At 33.5% G+C, this 15,292-nt stretch carries 14 protein-coding genes; 3 read left to right on the top strand and 11 right to left on the bottom strand.

From position 1 onward, the window contains the following. Positions 1-21 precede the first annotated feature (21 nt). The 4 genes from ligD to GV828_RS03045 all read right to left on the bottom strand — a co-directional run bounded on the left by ligD (position 22) and on the right by GV828_RS03045 (position 4,454). On the bottom strand, positions 22-2,625 hold the full coding sequence (gene ligD / locus GV828_RS03060; RefSeq protein WP_166536005.1) for a DNA ligase D: 2,604 nt from the start codon (positions 2,623-2,625) through the stop codon (positions 22-24). 6 nt (positions 2,626-2,631) lie between these two features. Next, positions 2,632-3,417: a non-homologous end joining protein Ku gene (gene ku / locus GV828_RS03055; protein ID WP_166536004.1), complete on the bottom strand. Its 786-nt coding sequence runs from the start codon at positions 3,415-3,417 to the stop codon at positions 2,632-2,634. Positions 3,418-3,490: 73 nt separating this feature from the next. Then, positions 3,491-3,778, bottom strand: coding sequence for a hypothetical protein (locus tag GV828_RS03050; RefSeq protein WP_166536003.1), 288 nt, complete (start codon positions 3,776-3,778; stop codon positions 3,491-3,493). A gap of 109 nt (positions 3,779-3,887) precedes the next feature. Next, positions 3,888-4,454 (bottom strand): anthranilate synthase component II, encoded by a 567-nt coding sequence (locus tag GV828_RS03045; RefSeq protein WP_166536002.1) that lies wholly within the window; start codon positions 4,452-4,454, stop codon positions 3,888-3,890. A gap of 136 nt (positions 4,455-4,590) precedes the next feature. Between GV828_RS03045 and GV828_RS03040 the strand changes: the two genes are divergently transcribed. After that, positions 4,591-5,274: an SRPBCC family protein gene (locus GV828_RS03040; protein WP_166536001.1), complete on the top strand. Its 684-nt coding sequence runs from the start codon at positions 4,591-4,593 to the stop codon at positions 5,272-5,274. A 14-nt stretch (positions 5,275-5,288) separates the two neighbouring features. On the opposite strand, the gene GV828_RS03035 is transcribed toward GV828_RS03040, so the two are convergent. Then, positions 5,289-5,882, bottom strand: a complete 594-nt coding sequence (locus GV828_RS03035) for a flavodoxin family protein (RefSeq protein ID WP_166536000.1) — start codon at positions 5,880-5,882, stop codon at positions 5,289-5,291. 84 nt (positions 5,883-5,966) lie between these two features. Then, positions 5,967-6,146 (bottom strand): hypothetical protein, encoded by a 180-nt coding sequence (locus tag GV828_RS03030; protein ID WP_166535999.1) that lies wholly within the window; start codon positions 6,144-6,146, stop codon positions 5,967-5,969. 343 nt (positions 6,147-6,489) lie between these two features. Here GV828_RS03030 and GV828_RS03025 point away from each other — a divergent pair, with 343 nt between their 5' ends. Then, positions 6,490-6,936, top strand: a complete 447-nt coding sequence (locus tag GV828_RS03025; RefSeq protein WP_166535998.1) for a hypothetical protein — start codon at positions 6,490-6,492, stop codon at positions 6,934-6,936. 17 nt (positions 6,937-6,953) lie between these two features. Here the strand turns inward: GV828_RS03025 and GV828_RS03020 are convergent, their stop codons facing one another. The 3 genes from GV828_RS03020 to GV828_RS03010 all read right to left on the bottom strand — a co-directional run bounded on the left by GV828_RS03020 (position 6,954) and on the right by GV828_RS03010 (position 10,025). Further along, a complete protein-coding gene (locus GV828_RS03020; RefSeq protein ID WP_166535997.1) occupies positions 6,954-8,456 on the bottom strand; it encodes a sensor histidine kinase in 1,503 nt (500 codons plus the stop codon). Positions 8,457-8,630: 174 nt separating this feature from the next. Further along, on the bottom strand, positions 8,631-8,843 hold the full coding sequence (locus tag GV828_RS03015; protein WP_166535996.1) for a hypothetical protein: 213 nt from the start codon (positions 8,841-8,843) through the stop codon (positions 8,631-8,633). Positions 8,844-8,924: 81 nt separating this feature from the next. Further along, the gene (locus GV828_RS03010; RefSeq protein ID WP_166535995.1) at positions 8,925-10,025 is read right to left on the bottom strand and encodes a DNA alkylation repair protein; all 1,101 of its coding nucleotides are present in this window, start codon (positions 10,023-10,025) and stop codon (positions 8,925-8,927) included. Positions 10,026-10,186: 161 nt separating this feature from the next. Here GV828_RS03010 and GV828_RS03005 point away from each other — a divergent pair, with 161 nt between their 5' ends. Further along, the gene (locus tag GV828_RS03005; RefSeq protein WP_208103134.1) at positions 10,187-12,118 is read left to right on the top strand and encodes a KUP/HAK/KT family potassium transporter; all 1,932 of its coding nucleotides are present in this window, start codon (positions 10,187-10,189) and stop codon (positions 12,116-12,118) included. A 69-nt stretch (positions 12,119-12,187) separates the two neighbouring features. On the opposite strand, the gene GV828_RS03000 is transcribed toward GV828_RS03005, so the two are convergent. Next, positions 12,188-13,054 (bottom strand): bestrophin family protein, encoded by an 867-nt coding sequence (locus GV828_RS03000; RefSeq protein ID WP_166535994.1) that lies wholly within the window; start codon positions 13,052-13,054, stop codon positions 12,188-12,190. Positions 13,055-13,126: 72 nt separating this feature from the next. Further along, positions 13,127-15,232 carry an ATP-dependent DNA helicase RecG gene (gene recG / locus GV828_RS02995; protein WP_166536189.1) on the bottom strand — a complete coding sequence of 702 codons (2,106 nt, stop codon included), beginning with the start codon at positions 15,230-15,232 and terminating at the stop codon, positions 13,127-13,129. Positions 15,233-15,292 lie beyond the last annotated feature (60 nt).

Genomic DNA, 15,292 nt, shown 5'->3' with positions numbered 1-15,292 from the left:
TAAAAGCGGAATACATTTTCTTTAGATTTTTTCTAGTAATTTTTTTAAATCAACGGCATCATTAAAAAAATTTTCCCATAAATCACCTTTTTCTGCAAGCCGTTTTGAAATGGTTTTGATATTGAATTTACTGAGGTTCAAATTGTTATTAATTTCTTCCCATTCTAATGGTGTACTCACATTTGCGCCATCTCTGGGACGAAGCGAATAAATGCTTGCCATGGTTTTTCCTTTTCCGTTTTGTAAAAAATCGAGATAAATTTTTCCTTTCCTTTTAGAAGGGCTTCTTTCTAAACTTACAATTTCGGGTAATTTTTTTAAAACCATCTGACTGACAATCTGCGAAAACTCTCTTGTATTATTGTAAGAATATTTTTGTAAAATTGGGATAAAAACGTGCAATCCTTTTCCGCCAGAAGTTTTAACATAGGCTGGAACTTGCAAGGTATCCAAAATTTCTTTTAGTGTTAAAGCAGTTCTTACCAACTTTTTTATATCGGCTTCGTGAGGATCTAAATCAAAAATGATATAATCTGGATGGTTCAAATTTCCCAGTCGACTACTCCAAGGATTGAGTTCAATACAACCCCAGTTCGCCAAAAACAACAAGGTGTCGCGGTCTTGACAAATCAGATAGGTAATATTTTCGCCGGTGGATTTCGATTTTAATTTTCGGGTTTTGACCCAGTTGGGAACTTGACCTTCCACATTTTTTTGAAAAAAACCGGGCTTCTTAATTCCGTTTGGCGTTCGCAATAAAGATTGTGGTCTGTCTTTCAAATAAGGCAAAATGTATTCGGCAATTTCATTATAATATTGAATTACATCGCCTTTTGTATATTTTTCTTTTGGCCAAAAAATTTTATGGTGATTAGTGAATTCTACTTTACTTTCTGGAAAATCAGTTGTTTTTCGTTCTTTTTTTTTGGCTTTCGCCGAAATTTTATCGGCAACAATTTCATCAGTATTTTCTTCTGTTTCCCAAATTACATCTTTCGGTTTTTTGTCTGTTCGCAAACCCAGAAAAACGGGATGCCGTAAACTTCCTGAATCGGTTTTTTCCGAAAATTTAATTTGTGCCACTAATTTTGGTGAAACCCAATGCACGTCTTTTAAATCAACATCATTAGCAAACGGCGAAGTTTTGCGCTTTATTTTTTTTAATTTTGAATGTAAATTTTTGAGAACTTCATCACTAAAACCGCTTCCAACTTTTCCTGAAAAAAGCAATTTTTTGTCTTGATAGTAGCCAATTAACAACGCCCCGAAACTATTTCTGCTTCCTGAAGGTTCAGTAAATCCGCCAATTACCATTTCCTGTTGCTTAGTCGCTTTGATTTTAAGCCAATCTTTACTTCGCAAACTCTCGTGGTATTTTGAGTTAATTTTTTTAGCAATAATTCCTTCGCCACCTAATTTTTCAATCGCCTGAAAAGTTTCAATTCCTTTGCCAATTGTATGTTCTGAAATGCTGATGTTTTTCAATTTTGGTAATATTGCTTTCAGGATTTTTTTGCGTTGCAATAACGTTAACGCACGTAAATCATATTGGTTAAAATACAGAATGTCAAATACATAAAACTTCAAATTTCCTTTTTTAGGATGTTCGTCAAAATGCTGCAACCATTGAAATTTGCTCGTTCCATTTGTGTCTTCCACCACAATTTCGCCATCTAAAATTATATCATCTTTTATGGTAGAAAATGTTTCGACCAATACAGCGTATTTTTTGTTAAACGAATTTCCATTTCTTGAAATCAAGTTCACTTTTCCGTTTTCGATTTGCGCAAACGACCGATAACCATCGAATTTATTTTCAAAAATCCAATCATCATGGTCAAAAGGTTCTTCTGCTAAAGTGGCCAATTGTGGTCGCCAATTTGAAGGAAATTTTTTAATTTTTTTGGCTTCCGCCAAATCTTCTCGCGTAAAAATATCGTCAACTTTTTGTGTTTCAGCTTTATTTTTTTTACTTGAAGATTTTTCGGAATCAATCACTTTTTTGGCTTCTGCCGAAGACAATTTTTTTCCATTTTTTGAACTGTAAATGTTTCCATTGGCTTCAATACCTTTAAAATCTAAACCGGAAATCGCTGACGTTTCATCAAAATTCATTTTTGTTTCGGCAAATTCATCTTTGGCTTTCATCAATAACCACATATTTTCTTTGCCTTTCATTTCGACCAAATGCCAAGCTCCGTTAAGTTTTTTTCCTTTTAAAATAATTTTAATCGAACCATCTTTTAATTGTTTTTCCATCAACGAGTTGTCTTGCGAAATTTTCCCTTCCGCATTTTCTGGTCGATAGGTTCCATAATCCCAAACCATCACGGTTCCACCGCCATATTCCCCTTTTGGAATCGTTCCTTCAAAGTCAAAATAATCCATGGGATGATCTTCCACATGAACCGCTAAACGTTTGTCCGAAGGATTGGCACTTGGACCTTTTGGAACGGCCCAACTTACCAAAACACCGTCAATTTCCAACCGAAAATCGTAATGCAAACTCGAAGCAGCATGTTTTTGGATCACAAAAGTCAATTTCCCTCGAGACGTTTTTTTCACGCCTTTGGGTTCTTTGGTTTTGGTAAAATCACGCTTTTGGTTGTATTTTTCGAGAGCCATTTTTTTTTAATTTTTAATTGCTTCGAGGCTGGCTTTAAGTTGGTCTAATAAATCGTTAGAAGCTTTTGGCTTGCTTTTCTCTTTTTCAGTTTTCTTTTCTTTGACAGTTTTTCCTTTGGTTTTGGCTTTTTTCTTGATCATTTTGAGCAACTCATCTTTGTAAGTGTCCTTGTATTTTTCCGGTTCAAATTTGTCCGTAAGTTGGTCAATAATCGACATGGCAACATCCAATTCTTTTTTAGCAATTTTAATATCGTTAGGAATCTTGGCTTCGGAAGAATCGCGTAAATCTTGGTCAAACCGAATTTGAATTAACAAAATAGCATCATCTTCAACTTTTAATATTCCGAGATGTTCAGAAGTTCGCAAAACATATTTTGCCAAACCAACTTTACCTGATTTTTTTAACGCTTCTCGAAGCAACACGTAGGTTTTTCGGGCTTCTTTTGTAGGTTCAACGATGTACGGTTTTTCTAAGTATTGCGAAGGAATTTCTTTTTCTAACACAAATTCAAAGATGTCGATGGTTTGCGTTTTTTCGGGTAATGCTTTCGCAAAATCTGCTTTATCAAGTACCACATAATCGCCGTTATCTTTCTTATAACCTTTGGCAATATCGTCCCAAGAAACTTCTTTTCCATCTTTTTTACAAACTCGGACATATTGAATAGGACATTGGTCTTTCTTTCGGATCATGTCGAGATTGATGTTATGAGAAGTTGACCCGCTATATAATCTTATGGGAATATTTACCAGTCCAAAGCTGATTCCGCCTCGCCAAATTGCTTTCATATCAAAAATTTTATTGGAAAAAAATAAAAAAAGTGAAGTATTGTACTCCACTTTTTTTATAAGAATTTAATAATTATGGACGATTTTCTGTATCGTTTCCTGTACGTTTTTGGTCACGTTTTGTAACCTCAGGATTGTCATTTATATTTTCGTCATCAGTTTTTGAGGGATATTTGTCGTCATTCATTCCATCTCGAAAACCATCATCTAAAAAATCATCATTGTCGTTATTTTCTTCCTCAGAATTGTTTTCTTCGTCAAAATTTCGGTCTTTGTCAAAACGTGAATTTTGATCACGATTTAATTGTGGATTATCTATTTTTCTATCGTTAGCATCTTGGTTGTAAGGGTGATGTTCCATGGCAATTTTATTTTTAAGGTTGATTGAGTAAATTTCGCCTTAAAAAATAAAAAATCCATTACAAGATTTCTTTCAATATTTATACGTTTGAAAACAACTTTGCTGATTTTTAAGATTCCAACCAGTTTTTTAAAATTTCTTTGCCAAATTCCGTCATGATACTTTCTGGATGAAATTGTATGGCTTTGATATTTAATGTTTTGTGTGAGAATGACATTATGTTTTGATCATTATCAACCGCTGTAATCTGAAGATTTTCCGGAAAATTTTCTTTAGAAACAATCCATGAATGATACCTTCCTACGGAAAAATTTTTGGGTAAGTTTTGATATAAAGTTTCGGAGTTATCACTTATTGAAATTGGTGTTGCGATTCCGTGAAAAACCTGGCTGAGATTGATTAATTTTCCACCAAAAAATTCTGCGATGGCTTGATGACCTAAACAAACGCCTAAAATAGGTTTGGTTAAATAAAATTTTTCAATGGTTTTCATGAGTAATCCAGCTTCGCTAGGAATTCCTGGACCTGGTGAAAGCACAATTTTGTCAAAAATTTCCAGTTCGTTTAACTCAAAATCATCGTTTCTAAAAACGGTTACTTCTGCATTTAACGCTTCGAGATAATGCACCAAATTATAAGTAAAACTGTCGAAATTGTCGATGACAACTACTTTCATAGTCAAAAAAATTTTAGCAAATGTAACGCTTCAGTTTTAATAAAAAAATTTAGAGTAACATTCGTTAAAAGTTGGTTAAGTAAGTTTAGAAAAACAAAATTAGGTCTTACATTTATGTTTATCCAAAATAATAAATATGAACAACAGTCAACAAATTCAGCCAATTAAAGAACTTGAAGTGAATATATCAAAAACGGAACGCGTGGTATCGTTGATTTCCGGCAGTTTGATGTTATATGATGCTTTGAAGAAAAAACCGGCGAATATTCCGCAGAGTATTTTGTCAGGATTTATGATTTTTAGAGGTGTTAGTGGTCATTGTCCTGCCTATCGTTTGGCGGGAAAAAAACTTGAAGAAAAAAAAGCGCAGAATATCAACATCAGGGTATCAATGGATATTGACAAGCCGGTTTCTGAGGTTTATCACTTTTGGCGTAAGCTTGAAAATCTTCCAGTTTTTATGAAACATCTTGAAAGCGTAACTGTAATTGATCATATTACTTCAGAATGGAAGGCAAAAATCCCGGTGAATTTAGCGACAATGAAGTGGAAAGCGGTGATATTGAAAGACGAGCCCAATAAAGAATTGAGTTGGAGTTCTTACGGTGAAGCAGTAATTCACAACGTGGGAAAAATAAATTTTCGTGAAAATGACGACTTGACCACAAGATTAAATGTGGTGATTTCTTACACGGCACCTTTGGAACACGCCGGAGAATCTGTCGCAAAAGTGTTGAATCCTATCTTTGAAAATATGGTGGAAAACGACATCAAACGTTTTAAGGAATTTATGGAAATGGATTATAAAGCTTTAATATAATGAAAAGTTCCCGCTTATTGGGAACTTTTTTGTTTTGCAAACTTTTTTAGGTTTATTGCCATTTTTTGCGCGGTTTCGGTGTAATCTTTTTGGTATTTTTTCCAAAGTTCTTCGCGTGTGGGCTGGTTTGATTTGGCTTGCAATTCATCAATAACCGTTAACGTGGACATCGGCGGCAAGGCAATTCCGATTGCGCTGAAAAAATTTGCAACGTTTGCAATAATACTTTGAGCACCATCAGAATCGCCAGTAACGACAACTCCGCCAACTTTTCCCTCCAAAACAGATTTTTTTCCAGCCAAAATTTCGTCATGAACCTCGTCTAATCGTTCAATCACTTTTTGAAGTTCGGAAGAATGATGATTCCACCAAATTGGCGATGCAAAAATAATGATTTCAGACGTTTTTATTTTGTCAAAAATTTTAGGCCAATCATCATTTTGTCCCATGTTTGTAAAGGTTCCTGGTAAAATATTGTGATTTACTAGCTTTACAATTTCGCTATCAATATTATTTTTCTGAAGAAATTCTACAAGAAATTCACATAAAACCTCGGTGTTAGACAACCCCTCTTTTTTTAAAGTCGCCAATAAAATGATTGCTTTCATAGTTCTATTTTAATTTGGTTTAAAATAAAAAGGCAGTTTCATCATAAAAGAGAAACTGCTTTTTGTTAGGTAAAAATTGTGAAATTATTTGAATTCTTTGCTTACGTTTTTTTCTTCGCCTTTTGGCAAAACGTCGCAATAGTCTGTAAGTTTTCCAGTTAATCCTTCTGCACGGCAAAGTAATTTATCTAAAACGTGCAATTTTTTTGCAATTAAAATTGATGCAGTTACTGCTGCTGCACCAGCTGCGATTCCGATTATCATACTTTTTTTCATAGCGTTTGTATTTGGTAATTAAAAAAAAACAATTTAAAAATCCCCATCAGGTTTCGTAATGGGGATTTCAAACAAATAATAAATCTCAAAAAACAATACTCACTCAAGAATTCCTGAATTTTTATTTAACAAAGACTTTATTATTGTTTAAACTAAGATTTTCCAATTCTTATATTTCAAAGTTACGGTAGGGAGAATTAAAACGCTTTATATGATTTTAATTAAGCTTTATATGTTCTTTATATTGAATTTTTTATAAATAAAATTTAAAATTTTGTAAAAATATTGATAGGTATTACAATAACTTTAGTATTTAAAGTGCGTAATTATTATGTTCGAAATATTTAAAATTCTTTTAGCTACAATTTTCGGGACAACTGCTATGACGGCGTTTAGCTATTATGTTTCAGAAAAATTTAGAGAAATTTTTAAGGAACCAGTTCTGCTGAATTTTTTGTTAAAGACCATGAAAAAAGAATGGCTTCCGGAGAGGACGGTAATAACCGGATGGATTTTACACTATTTGTTTGGATTATGTTTTGTCTTAATTTTTCATGCTATTTGGAGTTGGACTGATATAGATCCTACGTGGTTTACTGGAGTTATTTTCGGCATGATTAGTGGAGTTGTGGGAATTATTTCGTGGCATTTTATGTTTACATTATCATCTTCCACGCCAAAAATAAAGTTTGAGCAATATTATATACAATTATTTATTGCCCACATTATATTTGCCTTAACGGTTATTGCTGTTTATAAATTTTTTAAGCTTTTTTAGCAATTTTTTGTGGGCAACTATTTTATTGGAATAAAAACAGAAAATACAGAACCTTCACCTAAAATGCCTTTGGCTTTTATAAAACCGCCGTGTTTTTGAACAATTTTTTTGCAGATTGCTAGTCCAATTCCTGTTCCTTCATAATCAGTTTTACCGTGTAGGCGTTTGAATAGTTCAAAGATTTGATGCTCATATTCTTGTGCAAATCCTATTCCATTATCTGCCACGTCAATTTGCCAAAATTCTCTTCCATTATGGTCTTGCGAAATTATTTTTTTTGCAGAAATTTTAATTATCGGGGCAACATCTGGCTTGCTGTATTTGATGCTATTTGTAATTAAATTTGAAATTAACTGCTGAAATTGAATGGGTATTACTCTTAATTTAGGAAGATTAGTGGCTATAATCTGAACATTTTTAGTTTCAATTATATCAAAAAAATTATTTTTAATATCAGCTATAATTTTATTAAGGTCTAGTGATTTAAATTTAATTTCACTTGCATCCATACTCGAATACATCAACAATGATTCGATTAAATTTTGCATTCTTTTGGCAGCATTTACAATACTAGAAAAATAAGCGCGTGAAGCCTCAGTAAAGTTGTTTTGTTCTTTTTCTAAAATTCGAGTAGAAAATAATTGAATTTTTCTTAAAGGTTCTTGTAAATCATGTGACGAGATGTAGGCAAAAGAAGCCAACTCAACATTTTGTTTTTCGAGTTCTGCATTCATAGCCTCAATTTCAAGTGCTGCCAGTTTTTCTTCGGTTACATTTTTAGACGTGATGGCTACACCGTTATTTAATTTTTCAATGTTAGCTTGAAGCCAAATTTGCTTTCCTCCAACTATTGCGGTCGTTTCATATTTTTCGCCGATTCCGGTTTTTACGCAATGCGCCATTTTTTCAAAAATACCGTTTTCGAAAATACCAGGATACACTTCGCTACACAACTTGTTCAAAACATCAGATTGTTCTAAGCCAAAATTTCGAGGAACTTCCGGATTAGTGTAAATAATTTTAAAATCTGTAATTAGTTTTGAATCATTGTAAACTGCTTCATAACTTGCAATACCGTAATTAGAGATATTTAATAAAGACTGCAACAATGACCGTGAAGTAGCTAATTGATCCGTTCTAATGTCGCGTGCTTCCGAAATGTCCTTCAACGATATTACAATTAAATTTAAATTATTATCATTTAAAACGTTGATATTTAGCAGTATAACTCTTTTTCCAACTTTCGGAAACGCATGTTCGAATTCAAAATTTTCTATAGGAACAGCTTCATTTATTGATAAAAACAATGTTTTTAGCTGAAAAAAATTAAACACACCATTGGCTAATTCAAAAAAATTATGACCTTCTACCGATGGAGTCTCTAGTTCAAATTTTTGCATGAATGCATTGTTCGCCAACAATACAGTGTAATCTTTATTTAAGATTAAAATGGGATCGTGTACGACTGCGACAATGGGTTTGAAAATTTCGAAAGAATTGATGCTTGTGTGGGATTGCATAAATTGTAAGAAATTTAAGACTTACAAATTTATCAAATAAATCTTTTAAAACTATAATTGTGCTGTTAAATAATTGTACACTGTTTACCAGTTATTTTTATATGTAAAAGCTTGATTTAAGAATTTAAGAGAATATAAACTTTTAGAAAAGCCAACACTAATGCCTTGTTTTTTTTAAGGAATTCCAATGGTATCATTTCCTTGTTGCTTGTCTTGTTCTGAATTATTTTTTAAATTTTTAGTTTCTTTTTCCGGCATTTTTCCGCCTTCACTTTTAGGAGCATGATTTTCTAAGTCAATATTGGGCAAATTATTAACGTTTACGTATTTGCCTGATTTGTCAGTTTTGCCGGACTGTTGATTCCGATGTTGCTTTTTATCTTCCATGGTAACATAATTTTATTTTCTATAAAATTAGGGTAGATCAAGAATATTTTAATTACAAGTTCACTGGAAAATTTTGCACGATTAAATGTTTAAGATAAATGTACCTTGAACTTTCTCGGAACCGTTCACAATGACCGAAACCTTGTGTAGACCGCTATAATATTTTCTTGTTGTAATTATTTTAAACGAATGTTTTTTAACGACTTGTTCCAGTTGATTGGGAGCATAATTTCGTTCGCTAATTTTAAAAACTTTTTTACTCAACTGTCCATTGGCTTTATTGAAATAAATGGCATATTCTAAGCGAATAGTCTGTGTTGTTTCGTAATTATTTTTTACCGAAAACGAGAAAATAACCGCGTCCGGAATGCTAACTTTTGGCGTTTCGATTATAAAATGCTCTACCAAAATTTTTTCGGAAAGCAAGCCGTATTGCGATAAAACTTCGGGGTGACCTTGCTTTAAAAGTGTTCTGCAGCCGTGTTTCACTAGTGCATCAGTTTCTTTGGTTTTTCCGAGCCATTTTTTGGCAATTGCTAAAGTAATTTGGGGATTGTCTTTGGCAATATCATTGAGATTATTAGCGACACTTCTTCTTACGTATTCAGACTTGTCGTTTTTTAAATTTTCTAAAATTCCAAAAATAGGTTCCGGATTTTTTTTCAAAAAAGGCAAAGCCATTGCCCAAGGAAGTCTTGGACGTGAACCTTCACTAGCTAACCTTCTTACATGATGGTTTTCATGACGAGACCATTGAAGCATTTGTGCTAGCATTTTTTCGGGATATTTGAGTATAAACGGGCGAATGGCAAATTCGCATGTGATGAATTGTGTAGTGCGTTCTAAAAGAGGTATCGCGGTTTCAATTTCTTCAATACCAAAAATTTCTATATAATCCGGAAGAAATAAATACGGAAAACGCTCATGTGCCACTTCTTCGGCTTCCACTTGATCAATAAAATTTTCAATTATAACAGCAGCATCTTTAAAATTTTTAGGTAAAAATTCATGTAAAACCAGTGTAGTGTGGCGGATGCGTTGCTTGAGTTCCATCTGCTGAAATTCTTCAATAAAAATGTTTTTAATGAATTTTTTAGAATTAAATTCCGGTTGAATTTTTTTTAAAGTCTCAGTAAACTGTTGGTAAAAATTCTTTGAATACACATCTTTTAAAGCGCTCATAATATTATTTTTTACATGACAAATATACTTGATGTTAGAAAATACTTGATGGAAACGCTTTGATAATTTCGTCAAATAAAAAATAGTGGTCTTTCAAATTGTTACTTCTAAGTATTTTATACTTTTGTCGTCTAAAAAATATTTTTTCCGTGGGAAAACACATGCATAAACTTTCGGCGGCAGGGCTGTTAGTAACTTTAGGAATAATTTTTGGTGATATTGGGACCTCGCCTTTGTACGTTTTAAAAGCCATTGTAGGAGACGAAGCGATTAATTCTACTGATATTATTGGCGCCGTTTCAGCAATTTTTTGGACGCTAACACTGCAAACTACTGTTAAATATGTAATTATTACTCTTAGAGCTGATAATAATGGTGAAGGTGGAATTTTTTCTCTCTACACTTTAATCAGAAAAACAAAAGTAAAATGGTTGCTTTTTCCAGCCATTATCGGAGGAAGTACGCTTTTGGCTGATGGAATTATTACACCTCCGGTAACGGTTTCATCGGCGATTGAAGGGTTGCGAGTGATTAATCCGGACATTCCTACTATCCCAATTGTTATTGCAATTATTACAGTATTGTTTGGTTTACAGCAATTTGGGACATCATTTATCGGAAAATTTTTCGGCCCCGTGATGTTGTTGTGGTTCTCAATGTTAGGTGTTTTAGGAACTATACAATTGACAACAAATTTAGGCGTTTTTTCAGCTTTAAATCCTTATCATGCATACGAATTATTGATGAACCACAAAGAAGGATTTTTAATTCTTGGCGCCGTTTTTCTTTGTACTACGGGAGCCGAAGCCTTATACTCGGATTTGGGACATTGTGGAAAATCAAATATTCGAGTGAGTTGGATTTTTGTAAAAACCATGCTGTTACTCAACTATTTTGGTCAAGGAGCTTGGTTAATTTCCCATGAAGGCGAAACTTTACAATCCATAGATGTGATTAATCCATTTTACGCCATTATGCCGGAATGGTTTTTACCATTCGGAATTGGATTGGCAACTTTAGCGGCAGTGGTAGCGAGCCAGGCGATGATTTCCGGGTCATTTACATTAATAAATGAAGCAATTCGATTAAATTTTTGGCCCAAAGTAAAGGTAAAATATCCAACAGAATTAAAAGGACAACTTTATATTCCGTCTTTAAATTGGATGCTTTGGATAGGTTGCTTGGTGGTCGTGTTATATTTCAAAGAATCGTCAGAGATGGAAGCCGCTTACGGGTTGGCAATTGTTATGACAATGTTGATGACTACTTCGCTTTTAAATTATTATTTGATTTTAAAAAGGTATAATAAAATTTTTATTACTGTTTTTATTACCACTTTTACGATAATTGAATTAGCATTTTTAGTAGCAAATCTTCATAAATTTTGGGATGGCGGTTACATTACTTTGTTGATTGCAATGGTTTTAATGACTACAATGTTCACTTGGTATTTTGCCAGAAAAATCAGAAACCGTTATTTAGTATTTGTAAGATTAAGTGATTATTTGCCGGTTTTAGAAGATTTGAGCCATGACGAATCAGTACCTAAATATGCGACTAATTTAGTTTACTTAACGAGTGCTGATCATAGAACCGAAATCGAATCGAAAATCATGTATTCTATATTAAATAAACAGCCTAAACGTGCTGATATTTATTGGTTTGTACATGTTCATACCGTGGACGAACCCTACACAATGGAATATCGCGTGAACGAATTTATTCATGATGACGTAATTAGAATTGACTTTAGATTAGGTTTTCGTGTGGCGCCAAGAATCTCACTAATGTTTAAAAAAGTAGTGGAAGACATGGTTAAAAACAAGGAAGTTGATATTACCAGCCGTTACGCTTCGTTGAACAAAAATAATATCATCGGCGATTTTAGATTTATTTTGATTGAAAAATTTATCTCATACGATAACGATTTGCCTTTCTACGAAAAATGGATTTTAGACAGTTACAATATTTTGAAAAAAATGGGGCTTTCTGAAGAAAAAGCTTTCGGTCTAGATTCGAGTGCTGTTACGATAGAATCTTTTCCCTTGCTAATTACAGCGCCAAAGGAGATTAATTTGAAGAGAGTAGATTAATATTGTTGATGATAAATAATAAGGTCGATAGCTAAATAGTTCTCGACTTTTTTTGTGTAAACAACAAAATTAATACACGATTTCCTCTACATTTTTTTTGATGTTTTCGGCAATTTTTTCAGTTGGTAAATCATTTGGATCATTACCGAATGGATCTTCGATTTCTTCGGCAATCAATTCTAAACTTGCCAAAACATAAAATATAAAAACCACCACAGGAACCACGTAGTAACCTAGTTGAAAAACGTAACCGAAGGGAAGTGTAAGCACATAAGCAAAAATAAATTTTTTGATAAATGCGCTGTAAGAGTAGGGAATAGGCGTGTTTTTGATTCGTTCGCAAGCACCACAAATATCTGTAAATGATTGTATTTCAGAATTAAGAATAATTAATTGATCACCCGTAATTTTTCGTTGTAAATACAGCTCGTTTACCCGATTAATCATCGTTTTAGCAATTTGATTAGGCTTGTGTTTATAATGATCTTGTGATAGTGTTTTGTCTTCAAATAATTCATGACTAATGCTTTCCATTTTTAAATGTAAATTTAAAACTGATGCATAAGCCGGGATCATTTTTTTGAAAAAATCTTTGTCATCCGCGTCATCGAGCATCACAGATAATTTTATGGCTAAATTTCTGCTATTGTTTACCAAGGAACCCCACATTTTACGACCTTCCCACCAACGATCATAGGCTGTATTGGTTCGGAATACCAGCAAAAGCGAAATTACAAACCCAAGCATGCTATGCATGATTGTAATATTTTTTACGTAACTCGTGTCTGATAATTTCCAATATTCTAATTCAAGGTATCCAACTACCGCAGAATAAATGGCGATGCCAATCATTACCCAAAATAATTTCCGAAAAGTATCACCTTTATGAAATTGAAAAATGAAAGAAAACCACTCTTTCGGGTTGTATGAAATCATTTTTGTTGTGATTTATGATTTATAATTAAGATTTAGGATTTTTACTTCTCACTTCTTACTCCAAACTCCTAACTAACTAATATAATTCCAAATATTTTGTTTCTGAGTTAATTCTAAATAAGCTTTTCTGGTGGCAAGATGTTCAATTTTTTCTAAAGTTGGGTCATTTTTTAAAACACCCATGGCAAATTGCCTCGCTAGTTGAAGAATTTCTTTGTCTTTTACTAAATCGGCAATTTTTAAATTTAAAACACCGCTTTGTTGCGTTCCCATGATATCACCCGGACCACGAAGTTTTAAATCTACCTCTGCAATTTCAAAGCCATCATTTGTACGGCACATCGTTTCCATCCTAGTTTTACTGTCGTTGCTTAATTGATGTCCGGTCATTAAAATACAATAACTTTGTTCGGCTCCACGACCCACGCGACCACGAAGTTGGTGTAATTGACTTAAACCAAATCTTTCCGCACTTTCAATAATCATTACGCTTGCGTTTGGCACGTTTACGCCAACTTCAATTACGGTTGTCGCCACCATAATATTGGTTTTTCCGGCAGAAAATCGTTGCATTTCCGCATCTTTTTCGGCAGGTTTCATTTTTCCGTGAACAATACTCACGCTGTATTTTGGCAAAGGAAAATCTCGGGAAATACTTTCATAACCATCCATTAAATCTTTGTAATCCATTTTTTCCGAACCTTCAATTAATGGATAGACAATATAAATTTGTCGGCCTTTTTCAATTTCATCTCGAATAAATTTCCAAACTTTTAAACGATTAGAATCAAATCGATGAACCGTTTGAATAGGTTTTCGCCCGGGAGGCAATTCGTCAATTACCGAAATATCCAAATCACCATACAAACTCATTGCCAAAGTTCGGGGAATTGGTGTAGCTGTCATGACCAAAACGTGCGGCGGAATTGCATTTTTTTTCCAAAGTTTTGATCTTTGTTCTACACCAAAACGATGTTGTTCATCAATAATTGCCAACCCTAAATTTTTAAATTTCACCTTATCTTCAAGCAATGCATGTGTCCCGATAAGGATGTGCAAACTACCATTTTCTAGCTCCTCATGAATAATTTTTCTATCTGAAGCTTTAGTTGAACCAGTCAATATTTTGATGTTGATATTTAAGGGTTTGGCTAATTCTGATAATCCTAAAAAATGTTGATTTGCCAAAATTTCAGTTGGAGCCATCAAGCATGCTTGGAAGCCGTTATCTAACGCCAAAAGCATACTCATCAATCCCACAATTGTTTTTCCGGAACCTACGTCGCCTTGAAGCAATCTATTCATTTGTGCAGGATTTCCCATGTCATTTCGGATTTCTTTAATTACTCTTTTTTGTGCATTGGTTAAATCAAAAGGCAAATAATTTTTGTAAAAATCATTAAAATATTCCCCAACAGTTTCAAATTTATGACCGAGAATTTTATGCTTTCTAACCAAATTTTTGGTGATAAGTTGCAGTTGGATAAAAAACAATTCTTCAAATTTTAAACGAAATTGGGCTTTTGCAAGCAAGTCGGCATTTTGAGGAAAATGAACGTTGAACAACGCCACATTTTTTGGTAACAATTTTAATTCTTCAATGATATAGTCAGGTAGGGTTTCAACAAAAAACTGATTGGCTTCTAAAAATAATTGTTGCATCAACTTACTGGTCACGCGATTCGTAATGCCGCGATTTCCAAGCTTTTCCGTCGAGGGATAAACGGGTTGCATCGCCGAACGTAAATTTTGTTTATGTTCGTCAAGTAATTCCATTTCCGGATGTGGCATACTGAAATTTCCATTAAACGCATTGATTTTGCCAAAAATGACGTAAACGGTATTCAGTTTTATATTTTCTTTAATCCATTTATGTCCTTGAAACCAAACGAGTTCCATTTCTCCAGTATCGTCAATAAAGGTGGCAACCAAGCGTTTTCCTCGTTTTTGTTCAACGGTTTTAATGTGAATTATTTTACCAATAATTTGCACTTCCGAATTGATGGGTTGCAGTTCGTTAATTTTGTAATACCGCGTTCTATCAATATAACGATTGGGAAATAAATTAATGAAGTCTGCATATTTACTAATTCCCAATTCTTTACGTAGCAAGTCGCCACGTGTAGGACCTACACCCTTTAAGAATTCGATTGGAGTTTTAAGTAAATCTTGTTGCATCATCGGTTGAAAGTACGAAGATAATTGTTTACGAGAAAATTTAAAATCATCAGTCGGTTA

It is taken from the genome of Flavobacterium ichthyis (assembly GCF_009915155.1).
Taxonomy (GTDB): Bacteria; Bacteroidota; Bacteroidia; order Flavobacteriales; family Flavobacteriaceae; genus Flavobacterium; species Flavobacterium ichthyis.
The sequence above is the reverse complement of the archived record's forward strand: the minus strand, read 5'-3'. Positions and strand labels throughout refer to the sequence as shown.